The organism is Pseudogulbenkiania sp. AW2-16, from assembly GCF_056824575.1.
On record NZ_CP157668.1, the window covers coordinates 3,166,257 to 3,186,812 of the forward strand.

Genomic DNA, 20,556 nt, shown 5'->3' on the forward strand with positions numbered 1-20,556 from the left:
GCAGAAAATGGCGCATGCCGGGTGCTTCACCGGTGGTGACAAAACGATAGGCTGGCACGGTGCCCGGGGGGCTGGAGAGGCCGTGCCGCTGCAACAGACGTTCGGCCTGCAGGCTGACCGCCCGAGCCGGATCGATCAGCTTGACGCCAGCCGGTAGCGCACGCTCGATCAGGGGGAGAGAAACGGGTAATGAGTGCAGCCCAGCACCACCTGGTCGACGGTGTGCGCCCGCAGGGGCTGCAACTGACGCTCCACCACGCGTTGTGCCTGTTCGCTGGCGAGGTCGCCATTCTCCACCAGTTCGACGAAGCCATCGCCCGGTAGTGGCAGTATGTCGACACTGTCGTCGTACTGCGCCTTCAGCTCCAGGAACTTGTCACCCTTCAAGGTGGCGCGGGTCGCCAGCACGGCGATTTGCCCGCTGCGCGAGTGCAGGGCAGCCGGTTTGACCGCCGGCTCCATGCCGACGATGGGCAGCTCGGGGTGGCGTCGGCGCAATTCACGCGCGGCGGCGCTGGTGGCCGTATTGCAGGCGATGACGATCAGCCCGGCTCCCTGGCCGACCAGGTAACGGGTGATTTTTTCCGATCGGGCCAGGATGTCCTCGTGGCTGCGCCCGCCATAAGGGCAATAGGCGCGGTCGGCGAGGTAGATCACCGGCTCCTGTGGCAGCAGCCGGGTCAGCTCGCGCCACACCGAGAGTCCGCCCAGGCCGGAATCGAACATGCCTATCATCGTTGCCCTACCCTTTGTTGCGTCATCATGGCCGTCGTCGCCCGACGGGTATCATTTCGTTGTTGTTTGGTTGTCGCCGAAGCGATCGAAAACGCCGCCCCCCTCGAGGAAGGCGGCGTATTTACCGACACGGAGCGGCGTAGCCGCTCCGTGCAAGACGCAGTGCCTTCAGGCGAAGCGCGCCCGAGCCAGCGTGTCCGCGGCGCGGCTGGTGGCGATGCCGTCGCGCTCGGCCATCTGGAACACTTCATCCAGCGTCCCGGAGATGGCGCGCACACGACCTTCCACGCTGTCCACCGGCTCTTGCAGGTACTCGGCGCAGACCTTGATGATGCCGCCGGCGTTGATGACGTAGTCCGGTGCGTACAGTACGCCGGCATCACGCAGCATTTCGCCGATGTCGTCGGTGGCGAGCTGATTGTTGGCCGCGCCGGCGACGACGGAGCATTTGAGCCGTGGCAGGGTCTGCCGGTTCAACACCGCGCCCAGGGCGCAGGGGGCGAACACGTCGGCCTGGGCGTCGACGATCTCGTCAGGAGCCACGATGCGGGCGCCGAATTCGGCGGCAGCACGCTCGCCGTTGGCACGGTCGATGTCGGCCACGATCAGCCGGGCTCCTGCCTCGTGCAGGCGACGGGCAAGATCATACCCGACATGCCCAAGCCCTTGCACAGCCACCGTCAGGCCAGCGACCGAATCGACGCCGAGGCGATGGCGCACCGCCGCTTCGATACCCACGAACACGCCCAGCGCCGTTGCCGGCGACGGATCGCCGGTACCGCCCAGATCCCCCGACAGGCCGGCCACGTAGTGGGTCTGCTCGCGCACGAAGGTCATGTCGGCCGGGCTGGTGCCCACGTCCTCTGCCGTGATGTAGCGACCGCCCAACTGGTCGATGGCGCGGCCCAGGGCACGGAACAGTTCGGGCGATTTGCTGGTGCGGGCGTCGCCGATGATCACCGCCTTGCCACCGCCGATGGGTAGGCCAGCCATGGCGTTCTTGTAGGTCATGCCACGCGCCAGGCGCAACGCATCGGTCGCGGCGGCGGTGCTGTCGGGGTAGGCCCACATGCGACAGCCACCCATGGCCGGGCCACGGTGCGTGTTGTGGATGGCGATGATGGCTTTGAGACCGGATTGGGAATCGGAGGCGAAAACGACCTGCTCATGCCCGTCGAAATCGGGCAATTCAAAAATGCTCACGGTATCTGCTCCATAACGTGTGGTTATTGGGCACCCTTGTTGTGTTGCGGTAGGTGCGGCCCGCCAGCCCGGCAATTTTGTCACCGGACGGTAACAGCATACCCAATCGCGGCGCGCCTGTGTACCACGGCATCGGCCGAGGAAGATTCTGTGGGAGGCGGCGCCTCGCAAGGTGTTGTGCCCGCCCGTCAGGTGTCGTTGTCGGAAGGTTTCCGGCACGCGTCGAGATCAATCAATTTTCATAATGATCGTGCAAACTCCACGAGATATTGCCTTGCATTCGTAACCCGACAATCGGTAAAAATTCGATCGGCAATTACATTTGGTTTTCATTATGATATGGCGATGTTCGTCTGGAGAATGACCATGGCAGAAAAGGCAGTGACAAAGAAGCACAAGAAAGCCCTGCTGATAGGCGGTGGCGCCCCCAATTCCACGCTGATGGCGGGAGCTTTGGTTGCCTTCCTGGAGCATGGGGTGGAGTTCGACGTGATTTCCACCTCAGGGGCCGGCGCGCTGATGGGCTTGCTCTATGCCGCCCCCAAGGCCGGCGATCCCATCGAGGCATTGCGGCAGTGGGCGCAAATTGGCGTCTCGGACCCGATCTACGGCATGCTGCCGGTCAATTACAAGGTCTTCATGAAACCGGGAGCCGAAGCCGCCGCGTATCGCGACTGGCTCGCCCGCAACCCTTTCACCGCCCCGTTCTTCGATCCCAGCTCGCCGTTTGGCAGCGGGCTGTTTTCAGACTGGGTCAAGCTCGGTCTCGCCACGATGTCGCCCAGCAACCTGTCGCCATCGAGCCTGGGCCTATGCGCTCACCTGCCATTTGCCGAGCAGGTCGTCGACTTCGATGCCATTGCCGCCGTAGCGCCCGAGTTCTACATCAATGCCTATAACATGAACCGCGAGAAGATGGTCATCTGGGGCAAGGACGAGATCACACCGGAGCACCTCAAGGCGGCCTTCTCCTTCCCGCTGATCTACCCGCCCTACACGCTGGATGGCGAGGATTACATTGAAGGCGCCGCCATCGATACGCTCAACTTCAAGGCCCTGGTGAACGATGACCCGGCTTCACCCGGCAAGCACTGCGACATCGACACGCTGGTGGTGTTCGACATCCTCGGTGCCGACAAGCTGATCCGCAAACCGCGCGGGCTCTACGACGCCTGGGTGCACTCGATCATCACGCCGCTGGTGGAAATCGCCAAGGACGACATCCGCCTGTTCGAATACAAGCACAACATCGACCCCGCTACCGGCCAGCCTAAACGTCAGCTGCTTAAAGTTGACCTGATGGGCGGCATTCCTGACGAGCACTGGCCGCAGGTGATGGATTGGACCAGTTCCAACCTCGAATTGCTGTTCGACGTCGGCTACCGTGCCGGGCAAGCTTTCTGCCGCGACCACGCCGCCGCGCTGGATCTCGCCGGGCCGCCGGGCCGGCATCGGGACAGGGCCGCTGCCACGGAGGACGCCACCGAACTCGTCTGACAGCGCCGCCTCCTCATTGGGGACCAGCAACGTCGACAACGCCCGTGCCGCCGCGCCGCGCACCCGCGCAAGGCATGGCGGCAGGGCGCCATCGGCGTTGCAGAAAAAGAACGACAAAAAAGGAACAAATACATGAAGCGCATTTTCATTGGGGTCGTGCTGAGTCAACTTGCCGTGACGGTGCTGGGCAGCCTGCTGCTGCTCAATCTGGGCGCAGGAATGGCGGCCGCTGGGTTCGCCAGCGCGGCCATCGTGCTGCTGGCGGCCAGCACCGTCTGGTTGGTGAACCAGGTTTTCAGGCCGCTCAGCCGCTTCGAAGGGGCGATCCACCATGTGCAGCAAAAGCATGCGCGCAACCTGACCTACCAATACCCGGCGGTGGGCGGTGCGCTGCGCACTTCGGTGGAATCGGCCAACAAGTACCGGGGCACGGTGTGCGAGACCATGGTGGGCGTACGCCACAACAACATCGTGCTGTCGATCAAGGCGGCGCAGATCGGCAAGCAGATCAAGGATGCCGACAACAAGGCGCGCGAACAGGAAACCTTGGCCGAAGGCATCTTCGCTCGCACCGAACGCAGTAGCGCCGAAATGGAAAACGTCAGTGCCAGCGTCAGCGTGATCTCCGGCGTGGCCAGCGAACTGACCCAGGGGGCCGAAAGCACCAGCCAGGAGATGGCGGTGGCCAACCAGAATGCGCGGGAGGCTGCCCAGATCATGACCGGCTTCACCCGGAGCATCGACAAGCTGCTGGAGGACTCCGAGGCGATCATCTCCAGCGTGGCGCAGATCCGCGGCATTTCCGATCAGACCAACCTGCTGGCGCTCAACGCTGCCATCGAAGCGGCCCGCGCCGGCGAGGCTGGGCGCGGTTTCGCGGTGGTGGCGGACGAAGTGCGCCAGCTCGCCGAACGCACCAACACCCTCGCTTCGAGCGTCGGCGGCAAGGTACAGGAAATCCACGAACAATCGCGGCAGACGGCAGGGGCGGCACAGTCGATCGCCGAGAGCATCCTCAAGGCGAGCGACGTGCTGGATGACGCCACGAGCCAGCTCAACCAGTTCGTCCAGGGCAGCCAGCAGGTCAATCGCGAGATCGGTGCCATCCAGGGCGCCATGAGCACCCTGAGCGAGAACAACCGCGACATCCACGGCAGCGTCGGGCGCATGCATCAGTTGTCGGAACAGATGTCCACGTTGATGGAGGGCAGCATCGGCCCCTCTCGGGAGCTGATCGGCTCGGCCGAGCAGGTCATGGCCAAACTCGGCCTGTTCCAGGTGGCAGACGCCGCGTTCGACCGCATCACCGCCCGGTTGCGCCAGAGCAAGGTGGAGTGCGAAGCGATGCTCGAGCAGCTCGCCGGCCAGGGGCTCGATCTGTTCGACAAGGCCTTCAAGCCGATTCCCGGCACCAACCCGCAGCAGTACCACACCAGTTACGACAAGGCCTACGAGCAGCTCTTCCGCCCCTACTTCGACCGGCTGGCCGCCGACATGCCGGGCTGCGACCCGGCGGTGATCTGCGTCGGCGACGAGGCCTATCCTCCCACCCACGTCAGCAAATACTGCCAACCGCAGACCGACGATGTGGCACGCAACACGCTGGTAAGCCGCGACAAGCGCTTCCACAAGGGCAACCCGATGCTGCATCGAACCAGCACCGACAAGAGCGAGTTCCTGTTCCAGGCCTACGTGCGCGACGTCGGCGACATCTTCGCGCTGGTCTCGGTGCCGATCTACCACCAGGGCAGGCACTGGGGCGGCCTGATGTTCGGACTGCAGCACGAGGCGCTGTTGCAAGGCTGAGAAACGGCTTGCCGCTTGACCGTGCTCCGTTTTAAATCAAACAAAGAGGGTGCCTTGGGCACCCTCTTTGCTTTGGTTGACACCCCCTCGCCCTCACCGGCTCCAAAGGCTCCGTCTTCGTGATAAGCGAGCCAGGTTCTCATCGTTGGCGCGCGGCATTTCCGGTGGACCTGCGACCGTCTCAGGCGCTGGCGGCAAAGTCCCGCAGCGGGGACCCCGACATGCGGTAGCGCACCCACTCGTCTTGCGGCTCGGCGCCGATCGACCGGTAGAAATCGATGGCGGGCTGGTTCCAGTCCAGCACGCTCCACTCGAAACGGCCGCAGCCATTTTCCACCGCAATGGCCGCCAGATGCTGCAGCATGCGTTTGCCGGCGCCATCACCGCGCATGGCTGGCGAAATATACAAATCCTCGAGATACAACCCCTTTTTCGCCTGCCAGGTGGAGTAATTGAAGAAGTAGACGGCATAGCCCGCCGCCTCGCCATTTACCTCGCAGATCAGCGCGCGAGCCGGCGAATCCTCGCCGAACAGGCTGGCTTCGATGGACACCACGGTGGCGGCCACCTGGTCCCCAGCTTTCTCGTAAATGGCCAGCTCGGTGATGAAACGCAGAATCAGTGCGGCATCTTCTCTATGGGCAGGGCGAATGGTGATGTTCATGGGGACTCTCATGCTCGTTAATGGCCTAGGTTGTATGGGTGTTTGTCCGGGGCCTGTCGCTAAGCAAGCAATACTATGGGCATTCAGGGATATCACAAAGCGCGTTTATGTCATTGGGTGATGACATTTATGCATCATCTATGCATCGTCGAATACAAAAAAGAAGCCAGCATTTTGCTGGCTCAAGTACTTACACAGAGGAAATTCTGTTCAGGAACGCGTCACAGGATGTCGGCAAACTACTCGCCCCCCACTGTGGAAACCACTTCCCATTTGCCGTTCTTAATCTGGTAGATCGTCACTGCACCGTTCTTAATGTCACCCTTGTCGTCGAAGGCGACCTTGCCGGTCACGCCGGTGTAATCGGTTCGAGCGACTTCAGGCAGGAATTTCTTCGGATCGGTCGAATCTGCCCGCTTCATGGCATCGGCCAGCACACGAACGGCGTCATATTGGTACGGAGCATAGACCTGGACATCCGTGCTGAATTTCGCCTTGAAGCGGCTATTGAAATCGGCAAAACCTGGCATCTTGTTACGCGGCACCCCGCACGTGGAGGCATAAACACCCTCGGTGGCATCGCCGGCCAATTTGATGAATTCCGGCGTGTAAACGCCATCACCGCCCAGTAATTTGGCCTTGATGCCGAGACGCTTCATCTGCTTGGACATCGGCCCTGCCTGGGCGTCCATGCCACCGTAGAACACCACGTCGGGCTGAACTGCCTTGATGGAGGTCAGAATGGCGTTGAAGTCGGTGGAGTTGTTGGTGGTGAACTCGCGTTTAACGACACTGCCACCTTTAGCCTTGACTGCTTTCTCGAATTCGTCGGCCAGACCCTGGCCATAAGCAGTACGGTCATCGATGATCGCCACCGTCTTGGCTTTCAGACTGTCAACTGCAAACTGACCCAGGGCGCTACCTTGCTGGATGTCGTTGGCAATCATGCGAAAGGTGGTTTTGAACCCCTGCTTGGTGTAATCCGGGTTGGTAGCCGCTGGGGTAATCTGCGGGATGCCAGCATCGGAGTAGATCTTGGAGGCCGGAATAGCAACCCCAGAATTGATATGACCCACGACACCCACGACCCCCTTGTCGACCAGTCGCTGAGCGCCCTGGGTACCAATTTTCGGGTCTCCCTGGTCGTCTTCAGATACCAGTTCGAATTTGACCTTCTTGCCTCCGATTTGGACACCTGCTGCGTTGATATCATCGATGGCCAGCTTGGCTCCATATTCAATATCCTTGCCTAAATGTGAGATCGGCCCGGTCAGCGGTGATATCTGGCCGATCTTGACGACGGTGGTGTCGTTGTCGGCAGTCTGAGCGGGTGATTCTGCCATGGCGCTGGATTGCTCATGTTTGCCACAGGCAGCCAAGGACAAGGCGGCCGCCGTTAAAAGACTCAGTTTTGCTATTGTTCTCATGTATTTCTCCTGGTATCTCGATGGATAGGACAGTCCATCCAGCTGTGGGCATTAACAACCCACGGTTCTGGCATTGGCTGTTTTTGGTCGACACAAAAACATAACGGCTCACCCATCAAATTGAGCGGGGGTAATTTCCCGGCCATGAAGCTGGCCAACTCAATTGCCAACATCATGCGAGTGCCGTTCGACCCATACCTTATCCGGCCTTTTGTTTATCTTTTTTGAGCAGGCCGATGGCTAAATCCGCATTACAGTGCGACGACTTCGCACGCTGCCACGCTAGCGGCCGAAACCAGGCCGTAGAGGTTCTTGGGGTCGGGCGTCGCCGGAATCAGATCGATATGCGAGCCGATGCCTTTGGCCTTCGCCAAATCGTTCAGGTAACGCAAGGCGGAGAAGTCTTCCAGGGCGAAGCCGACCGAGTCGAATACGGTGACCTGGTCCGCGCTTTCGCGCCCGGCTTTTTTGCCGGAAAGAACCTCCCACAACTCGGTGACCGGGAAATCGGCCGGCATTTGCTGAATATCGCCTTCTATCCGGGTTTGTGGCTCGAACTCGACGACCACTCGCGCCATCTTCAGGATGTCCGCATGTAGTTCCGTTTTTCCCGGGCAGTCGCCACCCACCGCATTGATATGCATGCCCGGTTCGATCATGTCGGGGGTGAGGATCGTGGCGTAGTTCTTGTCGGCGGTGACCGTGGTAACGATGTCCGCCCCTTTCACGGCTTCGCGGGCCGACGGCATCGGGGTGAGGGTCAGGCCCGGAACACCGGCGAGGTTGCGGATCAGTTTCTGTGTCGCCTCAGGATCGATGTCGTAGACGCGGACTTCCTCGATGCCGATGAGCGCTTTGAACGCCAGAATCTGGAATTCGCTTTGCGCGCCATTGCCGATAATGGCCAGGGTTTTGGCATCTTTTCGCGTCAGGGCGCGGGCGACCAGCGCCGAAGTGGCCGCCGTGCGCAGTGCGGTGGTAATGGTGAATTCACTGAAGAGCAACGGGTACCCGGTGTCCACCTCCGCCAGCACGCCAAAGGCCATCACTGTCAGCATGTTTTGCGCGGTATTTTTCGGGTGTCCGTTGACGTATTTGAAACCGTACAGCTCACGATCGGACGTCGGCATCAATTCAATGACGCCATCTTCCGAATGGTTGGCCACCCGCGCACATTTCTGGAATTCGTCCCAGCGCAGATAGTCGGCCTCGATATAGTCGACCAGGCCCAGCATGAAGGCCTCTGGCCCTACCGAGGTTACCAATCGTTTGATGTCTTTTACGTCGATGTAGCGAGTCATTTTTACGTTCTCTTAGGTGGTGTGTGTGTTGTGAATGTGGCTTTCCTGCCTCTGGAAGCTCCGGCATGTTCAGCGTGCCGCCTCGAAACCCCGCAGCACGTTCACCGCGTTGACGCCGATGTCGTCGACCATGTAGCCCCCTTCCATCACGAACAGGGTGGGTCGGCCGATGCCGGCGATGGTTTCGCCGATGCGCAGGAAATCCTCGCTATCGAGCCGGAATTGGCTGATCGGGTCGTCCTTGAAGGTATCCACCCCCAGCGACACCACCACCGCGTCCGGCGTGTAGGCGGCGATGGTGCGGCAGGCGTGGGCGAGCGCCTCGCCGTAACCACCCCAATCGGTGCCGTGCGGCAGCGGGTAGTTGTGATTGAAACCCAGCCCGGCGCCGGCGCCCTGCTCGTCCCGGTGCCCCAGGAAATAGGGGTAGGACTGTTTCGGGTCGCCGTGCAGGGACACGAACATCGCGTCGGCGCGCTGATAGAAGATGCTCTGGGTGCCGTTACCGTGGTGGTAATCGACGTCGAGTACCGCCACGCGCTTGGCACCGCCGTCGAGGCAGGCCTGGGCGGCGATGGCAGCGTTGTTCAGGTAGCAGTAGCCGCCCATGTATTCGGCGGCGGCGTGGTGACCGGGCGGACGGCACAGCGCGAAGGCGCTGTACTCGCCCTCTTCCAGCTTGACCATGCCGGTCAGGGCCAGGTTGGCGCTGGTGCGCACCGCTTCCCAGGTGCCGGCGGTGATCGCCACGCCGGCGTCCATGGCGTAGAGGCCCAGCTTGCCGTCGATGTGCTCGGGCTCGATGTCGCTGCGCAGATCGCGCACCGGCCAGATCAGCGGCAAGGCATCGTGCGTGCGGCCCAGTGCGCTCCACTCGGCCCAGGCGTTTTCGAGAAAGCGCACATAGCGCTCGCTGTGCACGCGGGCATAGCGGGAGGTGTCGTAGTCGCGCGGGGCGATCACCTCGCCCAGGCCGACGGCCTGCACTCGGGCGAGGATGGTATCGGCCCGGCTGGGCATTTCGAAGCACGGCTTGATCAGGCCGTCTTTCAGTTCGGTGGCATGGTGCAGCCGGTGGGCTGGGCTGTAGACGGTCAGCATGGTGTGGACAATCCGGTGAAGAAGATGACGGGAACAAGTATGTAGTCTGCCGGCGGGATGTGTTTTGCTTTTTGAACTCAAAAATAGCTATTCTTTGAGAAAGATAAACTCACAAAGCAGCGAAAATGAGCGGAAACAAACCAAGGCATGAGCTGGATGCGACGGATCGGACCATCTTGCGCCTGTTGCAGCAGGATGGCGCCCTGTCCAACCCCAAGTTGGCCGAACAGCTCTCGCTGAGCGTGACGCCGTGCTGGCGCCGGCTCAAGCGGCTGGAAGATGAGGGATATATCAAGGACTACCAGGCCAACCTCGATCGCCGCAAACTGGGCTACGACGTGCTGGCCTTCGTCAGCGTGAGCTTCGCCGTGCATGCCGACGAGGCCCCCAACCGCTTCGAGGAGGTGATACGAGACCGCCCGGAAGTCTTGTCCTGTCACAAGATCACGGGGGCGGCCGACTACTTGCTGCAGGTGGTGGCGGAGAACCTGGATGGTTACAGCGATTTCGTCGAGAACGTGCTGCGCAAGATGCACTGGCATCCACTCGATCCAGTCGAGCCTCGCGCTGCGGGAAATCAAATCGTCCAGCCGCCTGCCGGTGCCGGATTGAAGCGGCCGATGCCGTTTGGCTGCTCGGAATGAGGGCTGTAAACGATGCCTACTTTCGCAGCAGCCTCAAGCCATTGCCGACGACCAGCAGGCTCGCGCCCACGTCGGCGAACACCGCCATCCACATCGTCCCCAGGCCGCCCAAGGTCAGCGCCAGGAATAGCCCCTTGATCCCCAGCGCCAGGGTAATGTTCTGGAGCAGCACGGCGCGAGTGGCACGCGACAGGCGGATAAAGGTCGGAATCTTGCGCAAATCGTCATCCATCAAGGCAACGTCAGCGGCTTCGATCGCCGTGTCGGTGCCCATCGCGCCCATGGCAAAGCCAATGCGGGCACGAGCCAGTGCCGGGGCGTCGTTGATGCCATCCCCCACCATCCCCACCGGACCTGCTTTTTCGAAGGATTCGACGGCTTTCAGCTTGTCTTCGGGCATCTGGTTACCGCGAACCTGGTCGATGCCCACTTGCTTCGCTATCGCTTCTGCCGTATGTGGGTTGTCGCCGGTCAGCATGACCGTCTTGACTCCTAATGCGTGCAGTTCGGCGATGGCGTCGCGACTGGAGCTCTTGACCGTGTCGGCCACGGCGAACAAGGCCAGGACCTGGTGTTCGTCGATGAGCATGACGACGCTTTTGCCCTCGCGTTCCAGCTCATCGAGGCGCGCCTCCAGCGAAGGAGCGCACCGATCGAGTTCATGCACCAGGCGATGATTGCCGAGAAAGTAGCGCTTGCCGGCGATCATGCCGCGTACGCCGCGCCCCGGTAGCGCCTCGAGAGCGGCGACATTGTCCCGTTTGACACCGTCCTGTTCGGCCCTGTTAGCGATGGCTTGCGATACAGGGTGGTCAGAACGGCCGGCCAGGCTGGCCGCCAGGCGGCGGCAGTGTTCCGCTGCGACGTCAGCGTGTAGCTCGAAGTCGGTTTGTTGCGGTTGGCCATGGGTAATGGTGCCGGTCTTGTCGAGCGCCAGCCATTTCAGCAGGCGGCCTTGCTCCAGATAGATGCCGCCCTTGATCAGAATGCCATGACGCGCCGCGGCGGCCAGGCCGCTGACGATGGTGACCGGGGTGGAAATCACCAGCGCGCACGGACAGGCGATCACCAGCAAGACCAGCGCCTTGTAGATCCAGTCGTGCCAGTTGCCGCCCAGCAGCCAGGGCGGCAGCACGGCCACGGCCAGGGCAATGGCGAACACAACCGGGGTATAGACGCGGGCGAACTGATCGACAAAGCGCTGCGTCGGTGCTTTTGAACCTTGTGCTTGTTCGACGGCATGGATGATGCGCGCCAGCGTGGTATCGGCCGCTACAGACGTGACACGGTACTCGAAGGAGCCCGACTGGTTGATGGTGCCGGCAAACACGGCATCGCCCTCGCCCTTGTCGACCGGCAGGCTCTCACCCGTGATCGGTGCCTGGTTGATGCTGGAGCGGCCGCGCACGATCTCGCCATCGAGCCCGATACGCTCGCCGGGCCGGACCCGGACCAGGCTGCCCACCGTCACCGTCCTGACCTCGACCTCCTGCCACGTCCCGTCGGCTTGCAAACGGGTCGCCACCTCCGGGGCCAGCTCCATCAGCCCCTTGATCGCATGGCGGGCCCGGTCGAGCGACTTGGCCTCGATCAGTTCGGCGAGCGTGAACAGCACCATCACCATGGCCGCCTCGGGCCACTGTTCCAACAACAGTGCGCCGGTCACGGCGATGCTCATGAGGGCGTTGATGTTCAGGTTGCGGTGGCGAATCGCCACCCATCCCTTCTTGTAGGTGGTCAGTCCACATGAAGCGACCGCGAGAATGGCCAGTGCTGCGGACAGGCTGCCCGGCAAACCGCCCCACCCCGCCGCCTCCGAGGCGATGGCCGCCGTGCCGGCAAGAGCCAAAGGCCACCACGGTTTCTTCTGCACCACAGGTTTTGCAAGCTGGCCTTGGGCATCCGGGACTTCGGGCTCGAAACCGAGAGAGCGCACCGCCTCCAGGATCGGGGCCAGCGCATCGGGGGCATGCACCACCGTCAGCACCCGCTGCATCAGGTTGAACTCCAGGCTCTTGACGGACGCCATCGTGCCCAGTTTCCGGCGAATCAGCGCCTCTTCTGTGGGGCAGTCCATCTGCATGATGCGCATGGCGGTTCGCATGCCGTTTGCGACCGTTTCCGGCGCGGCGAGCGCGCCAAAGGCGATCGCGGCGGGAGCGCAGCACTGGCCATCGGCATGGTCGTGAGCGTGGTCGTGCCGATGGCTTTGCGCTGTCATCGGAGCCACACGATACTTCGGGCCCGCATGGCGTCGAGCCGGGACCGCATGCCGCTTCAAGGGGACGGGTTTGTTATTGGGGTCGTGGTCGCAGCAGCCGGCCATGGTGAGGCTCCGTTTTTCATCGTATGCTGTGCATTGAACACCCTGTAGTTACTGCAGGGTCAAGCAACGAAGGGCGGCAGATGAAAATCGGTGAATTGGCAAAACAGGCGGGCTGCCCGGTGGAAACCGTGCGCTACTACGAACGCGAGGGTCTGCTGCCGGCGGCGGTGCGCGATCAGGCCAACAACTACCGCAGGTACGACCACAGCCACGTGGAGCGACTGACGTTCATCCGCCGCTGCCGGGCGCTGGACATGACGCATGGCGAGATTCGGGCGCTGCTCCAGGCTCGCGTCGAGCCGGATGCCAGCTGCGAGTCGATCAACGAACTGATCGATGCCCACCTGCAGCATGTGCAGGCCAGGATGGCCGAGCTGCAGGCCCTGGAAAGGCAATTGATCGATCTGCGCGGCCAGTGCCGGGCGGCCCGGGCCACGCGCGATTGCGGCATCCTGCGCGAGCTGGATCAACCTGGCGGCGTGACGTGGCGAGGCCCGGCGACGCCGGCGAGCCACCTCGGCGGCAGTCGCTGCGGCCATGAGGACAGCCCCCTTCTGCCGCACAAGCACGCATAAGGCATTCCTGCGCACCATGGATGCTGTGCTGGTAGCGACAAGGCGACCGCCCTGCGTGGCGGCCTCACCGGGAGGGCTCGATGTTATCGGCGAGACATCCGTGTCAGTGGCCCGCTACGGCATCCTTGCCGTGGTCGGACACTTGCGCGTCGAACCAGTCATGCAGCGCGGTGACAAGCCGCGGGTCGGCCGTCGAGTAGATCAGCTCCGCACCCTCGGGAATGGCGCGGTACGTGACGGCGATTTGACCGGGTTTGGCCGCCTGAAGCGCCGCTAGCCCCGGCATCTGTTCGCCGTGGATATGGCGCGGTCCGGAAAAATCGCCTTGCGAGAACTGTTTCCGGATGTCTTCTAGGTGCAGCCTGATCTGCCGCACCTGCTCGGCATCTTCGGCGCGTCGTGCCACGACCCGCTGAATGCCGCCCTCCGGCGTTTTGGTGAAAATGTGCTGGGTTGCGCCCAGATCGAACGGCATCACTTCTTTGCCTCGTTGCGCCACTTCCGCCTGCTGCCGGGCGATGGCCGCCATGTGTGCCGCATGGTCCATGTGCGCCATGTCCGGTGCGTCCATGGTTTGAGCCTGCGCCACGGTTGTTGCCAGCGACGCGGCAAGTATCATGGCAAGGGGTTTTCGCATCGTCGTTCTCCGGCTTGACGTGAGGTGCTTGCCCCACGCCGTTCTGAATCTGAAACAAATAGGGCAAGGACGTTTGATTGCGGCCGCCCGCGAACCCGAGCCGCTCGGCAACTTCGCTATAATGCCGGGCAATCAGCAAGTCAACCTCTCCCTCAAGATACCCGGTCATATGCATGCTGCCCGCTCCCGCACACTAGGACGACTCGACATTAACGCCGTGAATCTGCTGCTGGCGGTGCCGATCGGCATGCTCGCGGCGGGCGTGACCAGCCTGTTCCGGCACGCCATCGATGTCGGCGACCGCGTGCTGTTCGGCTCGGCGCAGGATATCACCGTGATCATGGCGCAGCTCGACTGGCGCTGGCGCTTGTTTGTTCCGGCCCTGGGCGGGGGCCTCGCCGGTTTGATCCTGTTGTACGCGCAACGCAAGCATGGTGCGTCGCATGGCGAGTATATGGATGCGGTATCGGATGGAAACGGTCGTCTTCCCCTCTGGCCCTCCCTGCTTCGCAGCCTGTCTTCGCTGGCCTCCATCGTTTCCGCCGGTTCCATCGGCCGCGAAGGCGCCATGGTGCAGCTCGCGGCGGTGACGGGATCGCTGGCCGGACGGCGATGGGCCAATGAGCGCCAGTTGCGCTTGATGACCGCCTGCGGTGCGGCGGCGGGCCTGACTTCCGTCTATCACACGCCGTTGGCGGGCGCGATGTTCGTTGCCGAAATCGTGTTGGGCGCCCTCACCGTGGATTTGCTGGTGCCGTTGTTTGCCTCGGCGGTCACCGCCTCACTGACGATTCTCGCCTTCGGCCATCATGACGCGCCGTTCGCCCTTGCCTCGGGGGTTGCCGTGCCGAGCCTGGGTGTCTACTTGCTGATCTTGCCGATCGGTCTGCTGGCCGGCTTGCTGGCGCCGCTGTTCCTGCTGGTGCTCGACAACAGCAAGCAGGCTTTCCGGCAGCTTACCCTCTCGATGCCGTGGAAAATGGCCTTGGGCGGGCTCCTGATGGGAGCCATCGCCGTGTTCATTCCCGAGGTCTGCGGCAACGGCTACGCGCCGATCATCGATATTCTGCAGGGGCGGCCGCTGTCCGAGCCGGTGCCGTGGGCGCTGCTGGCGAAGATCGCCGCCACGGCATTGATCGTGGGGTCGGGCGCGGTGGGCGGCATCTTTACCCCGTCGCTGTTCATTGGCGCGGCGCTGGGGGCGATTGTCGCCGCTGCCGTGGCGATGTACCCGGCGTTGCCCCAGGGCGATGGCACCCTGATCGCCCTGATCGGCATGGGGGCGTTCATGGCGGCGGTGAGCCACGCCCCGCTGATGGCGGTGCTGATGGTGTTCGAGATGACCATGAACGCGGGCCTGCTGCTGCCGCTCATGGCCGGGAGCATTCTGGCGTATGCCGTTTCGCGCAAGATTCGGACGAACTCGCTCTACGACGTGCTGAATCGGCGCCACGCGTACCTGGCGCGGGTCGATGAGCTCCACGATACCGAGCTGATGTCGCTCCTGGAAACCGTCTCCACCCACCTGACGCCGTCGACGACGGTGGCTCAGGCCAACGCCTGTTTCCAGCAGACGCGAACGCGTTACCTCTACGTCATCGACAGCGCCGGCCGCTTTGTCGGCGTGGTCTCGATCCACCGGCTGGCCGCCTTGCTGTGCGACCATCCCGAACGGCAGGACGACGCGATCGAAGACCTCATCGAGACGGCCTTCGACCTCTTGCCGGCCCAGGCGAGCCTCAAGGAAGCCTGGACCCTGTTTGCCACCAGTCCGCTGGAGCGGATACCGGTGGTGGACAACCTGAACGACCGGCGCTTTCTCGGCGTGGTCAGCAAGCGCCAGGTGCTTGGCCGGCTGCAGATCCTGGCGCGGCGCTAGCCTTTCGGCAAAGCGAGACCGCCCGGGGTGGCATTCCGGCCGTGACGCGAACACGTCGGTGCAGCGTCGCCGATAGACAACAGCCTTGGGTTTTGCCCAAGGCTGTCGCTTTATGGCGGAACGCCGCCGTTGACGGCTCAGTACCCGACGGTGAAGCGGCGGCGCGCGTGCATTGGCGCTTCCAACTCGTCGGCCAGCGCGATGGCGTAGTCTTCCATCGAAATCCAGCTCTTGCCCTGGGCGTCGATCAGGAGTTCATCGGCACCGATGCGGAACCGGCCGGTGCGTTCGCCGGGTTCGAACAGCGCGGACGGCGACAGGAAGGTCCAGTCCAGCGCCGCCTCGCCGCGCAGGGCATTCAGGAAGTCGCGGCCGGCGCTCGCCTCGGCCTTGTAGATCGCGGGGAATTCCGGGGTGTCGATCAGCTGCACACCCGGGGCGACTTCCAGGCTGCCGGCGCCGCCGACTACCAAGAGGCGCGGCACACCGGCTTGCTTGACTGCCGAAATCAGGCTGTCGGCGTTGCTCGACAGGAACATCGCGGCGCTGATCACGGCGTCGTGGCCGGCCAAGAGCGGCGCCAGCGCCGCCGGGTCGGTGGCGTCGCCCTGTTTCAGCGTTACGCCGGCGCATGGCGCCACCTTGCCGATATCGCGGGCGATGCCGGTGACCTGGTGGCCGCGTTGCAGCAGTTCGGTGGCGAGGCGCGAGCCGACGCGGCCGCTGATGCCGATGATGACGACGTTCATGGTGTTCTCCTTGGATGAGGTGCCGTGCCACGTCGGACACGGCGGAAAGCGGGATGGATATCGAGAATGTTGCGGCTCGCCGACTCGATGGGTTGCGCTGCGCTTCACCCATGCTGCGGCGTGCTCGGATCGGTCAGATGGTACAGCTACCGCTGGCACAGCCTGGCTGGGCTGTCGCCGCGGGGGCTTCGGCCAACGTTGCCCGTCCTTGCCGTTCGAGGAAGTGGCGCCAGGAGGCAGGTTGGCCGAAGAAGCGGCCGGCATCGAGCAGCGTCAGCACGTCCCCTTGCTGCAGCGCGAAGGTCGGGAAGCCCCGTCCGCCGACCTCGGCCCAGCAAGTGACGGCTGGCGGCGATGTGGGCCTGGGTGGCCGCGCCGTCCTGACGGGCAAACTCGGCGGCGAAAGCTGTCGGGTCGAGGCCGATATCGGCCGCCAGCTGGCTCAGCACGTCGGTGTCGGCGATGCGGCGGCCTTCGACGTAGTGGGCGATCTGGATGCGCTTGAGCAGGTCGGCGCCACGTTCGCCGAGCGCTTCGGCGGCGAGGATGGCGGTGGTCGGCGGCGTGGAGTCGAATACCGCGCCCGTGTCACGCAACAGGCCGTCGAAGTAGTCGGAACCAAATACCTGCCCGGTCAGCGCGGCGATGCGGTGGTCGTGCGGCATTACGTAGTTGCGCAGCGCCGCGCTCACCGGTTGGCGGTTGGCGCCACTCATCATGCCGCCACCGTGTAGCGCCACGCGCAGCCCCGGAATGGCGCGGGCGGCTTCGACCAGCGGCGCGGCGCCGTAGCACCAGCCACACAGCGGGTCGTAGAGGGAATGCAGTACGGTTGTGCTCATGATGGTGTCCTTGCGACGAATAACGATATGGGCTGCATGGTAATGGTTCGGAGCGATGCAAAAAACCGCATAATGGCGATCAGTTTGTTGCATGAATCGAGCAAATCATGGATCGATTGAAAGCCATGCGCGTATTCGTCGAAGTGGCGGAACGCGGCAGCCTGTCCCACGCCGCCGACAGCCTGGACATGTCGCGCGCCATGGTGTCGCGCTACCTGGCGGAATTGGAGGAGTGGGCCGGCGCCCGCTTGCTGCACCGGACCACGCGCAAGCTGAGCCTGACCTCGGCCGGCAGCGAGATGCTGCCGCGCTGCCGCCAGATGCTGGCGCTGGAGGACGAGATGCAGGCCGCCGTCACCGCCCCCGAGGCCGCGCCGCGCGGCATCCTGCGCCTGACCTGCAGCGTATGGCTGGGACAGTCTTACCTGGCGCGGGCGGTGGCGGATTACGTCAAGCGCTACCCGGCCACCGCCGTCGACATGCAGTTGCTGAACCGCTCGGTGAACCTGGTGGAGGAAGGCATCGACCTGGCCATCCGCATCACCAACGACCTCGACCCCAACCTGATCGCACGCAAGCTTGGGCTGTGCCGCTCGGTGGTGTGCGCCGCCCCCGCCTATCTACGCGAACACGGCACGCCGCAGCGCGCCGAGCAGCTGGCGCTGCACAACTGCCTGACCTATTCCTACTTCGGCAAGAGCCTGTGGGCGTTTTCGCGCGACGGGCAGCCGGTCTCGGTGCCGGTGGGCGGCAACGTCAGCGCCAACGAAACCGCCGCCCTGCTGGAAGCGGCGCGCCAGGGCGTCGGCATCACCATGCAGCCGCTGCAGGCGGCCGCGCCCTGGCTCAACACGGGCGAGCTGGTGGCCGTGCTCGACGACTACCGGCCGCGCGACCTGGGCATCTACGCGGTCTATGCCTCGCGCCGGCACATGCCGGCGACGCTGCGCACCATGCTGGATTTCCTGGCAGGGTCGTTTGCCGGCGACGCGATGTGGCGGGAGGCCTAAGCCGCTCCGGCGGCGGGCGCGGACAGCAGGTCGGAAATCACCCGCCTGAGCCAGCGGTTGCCCGGGTCGTGATGGTAGCGCTCGTGCCAGTGCTGCTTGACGGCGTAGTCGGGTAGCTCGAACGGCACCGGAAACACCTTGAAACGGCCGCGCCCTTCCAGCACCTGCGCCAGTCGTTCCGGAATCGTCACCAGCATGTCGGTCTGCTCGACCACGAATGCGATGCCCAGGTAATTGGGCACGCGCAGCGCGATGTGGCGGGTGATGCCCTGGCGGGCGATTTCCCGATCCAGGATCAGGTGCCCGGTGCCTGACGAGGTGACCACGGCGTGCTCCTCGGTTTCGAACTGCGCCAGGGTCAGTTCGTCGTGGATGCGTGGGTGGTCGGTGCTGGCCACGCACACATAGCGCTGGCGGAACAGCGACTGCTGGTAGAAGCCGGCTTCCAGCTGCGGCATGAAGCCCAGCGCCAGATCCGCCTCGCCCGTTTCCAGCATGCGCGGTGTCTCGGTCGACAGCGGCACGATGTCGATGTGCACGCCCGGCGAGGTCTTGCGCAGCTGCGCCCACAGCTTGGGCAACAGCACCAGCTGGCTGATGTCGGTCATGCTGATGCAGAAGGTGCGCTCGGAACTGGCCGGGTCGAAATCGATGCGGTGGCCGAACACCAGGTCCAGTGCATCCAGCGCCTGACGCACCGCGTGCTCCAGCTCGCGCGCCATCGGCGTCGGCTCCATGCCGTTGGCGATGCGCACGAACAGCGGGTCGTCGAAATGCTCGCGCAGCTTGGCCAGCGCGATGCTGACGGCCGGCTGCCCCAACCCCAGGTTGTCCGCGGCGCGCGTGACGCTGCGCGTCTTGTAGATCTCGTCGAACACCTGCAACAGGCGCACGTCCGCTGTCTGCATTTCCCCTCCGGTACTATTCATTTTTCGAATGACGTCCATTGATACCATTGCATGGACCGAATGTCGACCGCTCACTACATTGGGAGCCATCACAACAAGGACTTGAACGCCTTGAGTTGGATCAGGAGTTTCGAATCCGGCTTGGTGCCAGGCCCACACGTATGGAGACAGCTCATGTTGGAACTCGGTCGACTGGACGATCTGCCCGCCGCTTACCGCGCCGCCCTCGGCGCCCAGAACCTGGTGCCGCTGTGGCCCAGCCTGCGCGCCGTGCTGCCCCCGGGACAACCGCGCCCGCGCACCCAGGCCACCTGCTGGCATTACGAGGCGCTGCGCCCGCTGCTGATGCAGGCCGGCGAGCTCACCCCGATCGAAAAGGCCGAGCGCCGCGTGCTGGTGCTGGCCAACCCCGGCCACGGACTGGAAAAAATGCAGGCCAGCTCCGCCATCTACCTCGGCATGCAGCTCTTGCTACCGGGCGAGATCGCGCCGTCGCACCGCCACACCCCGAACGCGGTGCGCATGATCGTCGAAGGCGAAGGCGCCTACACCACGGTGGACGGCGAGAAATGCCCGATGCAGCGCGGCGACCTGATCCTGACCCCGACCGGACTGTGGCACGAACACGGCCACGACGGCGACGCCCCGGTGGTATGGCTCGACGTGCTCGACCTGCCGCTGGTCTATTACATGGAAGCCTCCTACGTCGAGGAAGGCCAGCCGCAGACCATCAGCGGCGAAGGCAGCGAACGCGCCTACCTGCGCGGCGGCGTGGTGCCCTCCCCGATCTTCAGCCGTAACGCCCCGCGCTACCCGATGCTGCGCTACCCCTGGGCCGAGGTGCGCGCCGCCCTGCTTGCCCTGGCGGCACGCCAGCCGGCCGGCGAAGCGGTGCAAGTGGCCTACGTCAACCCGGAAACCGGCGGCGATTGTCAGAACATCCTCGGCTACTCGGCGCTGATGCTGCGCCCGGGCGAAACGCTCGCGCTGCCGGCGCGCTCGCCCGCCGCGGTGTTCCACCTGATCGAGGGAAGCGTGGCCGCCGAGATCGACGGCAAGACCTTCACGTTGGCCGAAGCCGACACCTGCTGCGCCCCGGGCTTCGCCCTGGTGACGCTGAAGAACGGTTCCGCCGACACCCCGGCCTTCGTCTTCATCGCCGACGAAGCCCCCCTGCACAAGAAGCTGGGCCTCTACGAAGTCCGCCACCGTGGCTGATGCCAGCCAGCACAGCCAACCCCTGTAAATCGAG

18 protein-coding genes are annotated in these 20,556 nt (G+C 63.7%); 7 read left to right on the forward strand and 11 right to left on the reverse strand.

Annotated features, from left to right (window positions below):
- Positions 1-168: 168 nt before the first annotated feature.
- Positions 169-726, reverse strand: a complete 558-nt coding sequence (gene murI, locus ABKF58_RS15465; protein WP_482581764.1) for a glutamate racemase — start codon at positions 724-726, stop codon at positions 169-171.
- Positions 727-903: 177 nt separating this feature from the next.
- The gene (locus ABKF58_RS15470) at positions 904-1,938 is read right to left on the reverse strand and encodes a Glu/Leu/Phe/Val family dehydrogenase (RefSeq protein ID WP_482581765.1); all 1,035 of its coding nucleotides are present in this window, start codon (positions 1,936-1,938) and stop codon (positions 904-906) included.
- Between the two features lie 366 nt (positions 1,939-2,304).
- Here ABKF58_RS15470 and ABKF58_RS15475 point away from each other — a divergent pair, with 366 nt between their 5' ends.
- Complete coding sequence (locus ABKF58_RS15475; protein ID WP_482581767.1) at positions 2,305-3,435, forward strand: patatin-like phospholipase family protein; 1,131 nt, start codon at positions 2,305-2,307, stop codon at positions 3,433-3,435.
- A 132-nt stretch (positions 3,436-3,567) separates the two neighbouring features.
- Positions 3,568-5,241: a methyl-accepting chemotaxis protein gene (locus tag ABKF58_RS15480; protein WP_482581769.1), complete on the forward strand. Its 1,674-nt coding sequence runs from the start codon at positions 3,568-3,570 to the stop codon at positions 5,239-5,241.
- Between the two features lie 181 nt (positions 5,242-5,422).
- On the opposite strand, the gene ABKF58_RS15485 is transcribed toward ABKF58_RS15480, so the two are convergent.
- The 4 genes from ABKF58_RS15485 to ABKF58_RS15500 all read right to left on the reverse strand — a co-directional run bounded on the left by ABKF58_RS15485 (position 5,423) and on the right by ABKF58_RS15500 (position 9,734).
- Positions 5,423-5,905 carry a GNAT family N-acetyltransferase gene (locus ABKF58_RS15485; RefSeq protein ID WP_482581771.1) on the reverse strand — a complete coding sequence of 161 codons (483 nt, stop codon included), beginning with the start codon at positions 5,903-5,905 and terminating at the stop codon, positions 5,423-5,425.
- 239 nt (positions 5,906-6,144) lie between these two features.
- Positions 6,145-7,332 (reverse strand): branched-chain amino acid ABC transporter substrate-binding protein, encoded by a 1,188-nt coding sequence (locus tag ABKF58_RS15490; RefSeq protein WP_482581772.1) that lies wholly within the window; start codon positions 7,330-7,332, stop codon positions 6,145-6,147.
- A 251-nt stretch (positions 7,333-7,583) separates the two neighbouring features.
- Entirely contained in the window at positions 7,584-8,633 is a 1,050-nt protein-coding gene (locus ABKF58_RS15495) for an ornithine cyclodeaminase (RefSeq protein WP_482581774.1), read from the reverse strand.
- Between the two features lie 69 nt (positions 8,634-8,702).
- Positions 8,703-9,734: a histone deacetylase family protein gene (locus ABKF58_RS15500; protein WP_482581776.1), complete on the reverse strand. Its 1,032-nt coding sequence runs from the start codon at positions 9,732-9,734 to the stop codon at positions 8,703-8,705.
- A 125-nt stretch (positions 9,735-9,859) separates the two neighbouring features.
- On the opposite strand from ABKF58_RS15500, the gene ABKF58_RS15505 reads away from it, so the two are divergent.
- A complete protein-coding gene (locus ABKF58_RS15505) occupies positions 9,860-10,378 on the forward strand; it encodes an Lrp/AsnC family transcriptional regulator (protein WP_482581778.1) in 519 nt (172 codons plus the stop codon).
- Between the two features lie 16 nt (positions 10,379-10,394).
- On the opposite strand, the gene ABKF58_RS15510 is transcribed toward ABKF58_RS15505, so the two are convergent.
- Positions 10,395-12,599 (reverse strand): heavy metal translocating P-type ATPase, encoded by a 2,205-nt coding sequence (locus ABKF58_RS15510; RefSeq protein WP_482581779.1) that lies wholly within the window; start codon positions 12,597-12,599, stop codon positions 10,395-10,397.
- 185 nt (positions 12,600-12,784) lie between these two features.
- On the opposite strand from ABKF58_RS15510, the gene cadR reads away from it, so the two are divergent.
- On the forward strand, positions 12,785-13,279 hold the full coding sequence (cadR, locus tag ABKF58_RS15515; RefSeq protein WP_482581781.1) for a Cd(II)/Pb(II)-responsive transcriptional regulator: 495 nt from the start codon (positions 12,785-12,787) through the stop codon (positions 13,277-13,279).
- 103 nt (positions 13,280-13,382) lie between these two features.
- Here the strand turns inward: cadR and ABKF58_RS15520 are convergent, their stop codons facing one another.
- On the reverse strand, positions 13,383-13,916 hold the full coding sequence (locus ABKF58_RS15520; RefSeq protein WP_482581782.1) for an aspartate carbamoyltransferase: 534 nt from the start codon (positions 13,914-13,916) through the stop codon (positions 13,383-13,385).
- 28 nt (positions 13,917-13,944) lie between these two features.
- On the opposite strand from ABKF58_RS15520, the gene ABKF58_RS15525 reads away from it, so the two are divergent.
- Positions 13,945-15,795, forward strand: coding sequence for a ClcB-like voltage-gated chloride channel protein (locus ABKF58_RS15525; RefSeq protein ID WP_482581784.1), 1,851 nt, complete (start codon positions 13,945-13,947; stop codon positions 15,793-15,795).
- 137 nt (positions 15,796-15,932) lie between these two features.
- Here ABKF58_RS15525 and ABKF58_RS15530 read toward each other — a convergent pair whose 3' ends face one another.
- Both ABKF58_RS15530 and ABKF58_RS15535 read right to left on the reverse strand, forming a co-directional pair.
- Positions 15,933-16,544 carry an NAD(P)-dependent oxidoreductase gene (locus ABKF58_RS15530; protein WP_482581785.1) on the reverse strand — a complete coding sequence of 204 codons (612 nt, stop codon included), beginning with the start codon at positions 16,542-16,544 and terminating at the stop codon, positions 15,933-15,935.
- Between the two features lie 146 nt (positions 16,545-16,690).
- Entirely contained in the window at positions 16,691-17,386 is a 696-nt protein-coding gene (locus ABKF58_RS15535; RefSeq protein ID WP_482581787.1) for a DsbA family protein, read from the reverse strand.
- Between the two features lie 107 nt (positions 17,387-17,493).
- Between ABKF58_RS15535 and ABKF58_RS15540 the strand changes: the two genes are divergently transcribed.
- Positions 17,494-18,396, forward strand: a complete 903-nt coding sequence (locus ABKF58_RS15540) for a LysR family transcriptional regulator (protein WP_482581789.1) — start codon at positions 17,494-17,496, stop codon at positions 18,394-18,396.
- Here ABKF58_RS15540 and ABKF58_RS15545 read toward each other — a convergent pair.
- Positions 18,393-19,304, reverse strand: coding sequence for a LysR family transcriptional regulator (locus tag ABKF58_RS15545; RefSeq protein WP_294865919.1), 912 nt, complete (start codon positions 19,302-19,304; stop codon positions 18,393-18,395). The two genes, ABKF58_RS15540 and ABKF58_RS15545, sit on opposite strands and share 4 nt — an antisense overlap.
- A 174-nt stretch (positions 19,305-19,478) precedes the next feature.
- Here ABKF58_RS15545 and ABKF58_RS15550 point away from each other — a divergent pair, with 174 nt between their 5' ends.
- Positions 19,479-20,522: a cupin domain-containing protein gene (locus tag ABKF58_RS15550; protein ID WP_482581790.1), complete on the forward strand. Its 1,044-nt coding sequence runs from the start codon at positions 19,479-19,481 to the stop codon at positions 20,520-20,522.
- Positions 20,523-20,556: the final 34 nt, after the last annotated feature.

Coding starts and splice junctions, on each gene's coding strand:
- ABKF58_RS15545 (WP_294865919.1), bottom strand. CDS start 19,304: ATGCAGACAGCGGACGTGCGCCTGTTGCAGGTGTTCGACGAGATCTAC.
- ABKF58_RS15495 (WP_482581774.1), bottom strand. CDS start 8,633: ATGACTCGCTACATCGACGTAAAAGACATCAAACGATTGGTAACCTCG.
- ABKF58_RS15530 (WP_482581785.1), bottom strand. CDS start 16,544: ATGAACGTCGTCATCATCGGCATCAGCGGCCGCGTCGGCTCGCGCCTC.
- ABKF58_RS15475 (WP_482581767.1), top strand. CDS start 2,305: ATGGCAGAAAAGGCAGTGACAAAGAAGCACAAGAAAGCCCTGCTGATA.
- ABKF58_RS15535 (WP_482581787.1), bottom strand. CDS start 17,386: ATGAGCACAACCGTACTGCATTCCCTCTACGACCCGCTGTGTGGCTGG.
- ABKF58_RS15540 (WP_482581789.1), top strand. CDS start 17,494: ATGGATCGATTGAAAGCCATGCGCGTATTCGTCGAAGTGGCGGAACGC.
- cadR (WP_482581781.1), top strand. CDS start 12,785: ATGAAAATCGGTGAATTGGCAAAACAGGCGGGCTGCCCGGTGGAAACC.
- ABKF58_RS15485 (WP_482581771.1), bottom strand. CDS start 5,905: ATGAACATCACCATTCGCCCTGCCCATAGAGAAGATGCCGCACTGATT.
- ABKF58_RS15500 (WP_482581776.1), bottom strand. CDS start 9,734: ATGCTGACCGTCTACAGCCCAGCCCACCGGCTGCACCATGCCACCGAA.
- ABKF58_RS15550 (WP_482581790.1), top strand. CDS start 19,479: ATGTTGGAACTCGGTCGACTGGACGATCTGCCCGCCGCTTACCGCGCC.
- ABKF58_RS15490 (WP_482581772.1), bottom strand. CDS start 7,332: ATGAGAACAATAGCAAAACTGAGTCTTTTAACGGCGGCCGCCTTGTCC.
- murI (WP_482581764.1), bottom strand. CDS start 726: ATGTTCGATTCCGGCCTGGGCGGACTCTCGGTGTGGCGCGAGCTGACC.
- ABKF58_RS15505 (WP_482581778.1), top strand. CDS start 9,860: ATGAGCGGAAACAAACCAAGGCATGAGCTGGATGCGACGGATCGGACC.
- ABKF58_RS15480 (WP_482581769.1), top strand. CDS start 3,568: ATGAAGCGCATTTTCATTGGGGTCGTGCTGAGTCAACTTGCCGTGACG.
- ABKF58_RS15510 (WP_482581779.1), bottom strand. CDS start 12,599: ATGACAGCGCAAAGCCATCGGCACGACCACGCTCACGACCATGCCGAT.
- ABKF58_RS15520 (WP_482581782.1), bottom strand. CDS start 13,916: ATGCGAAAACCCCTTGCCATGATACTTGCCGCGTCGCTGGCAACAACC.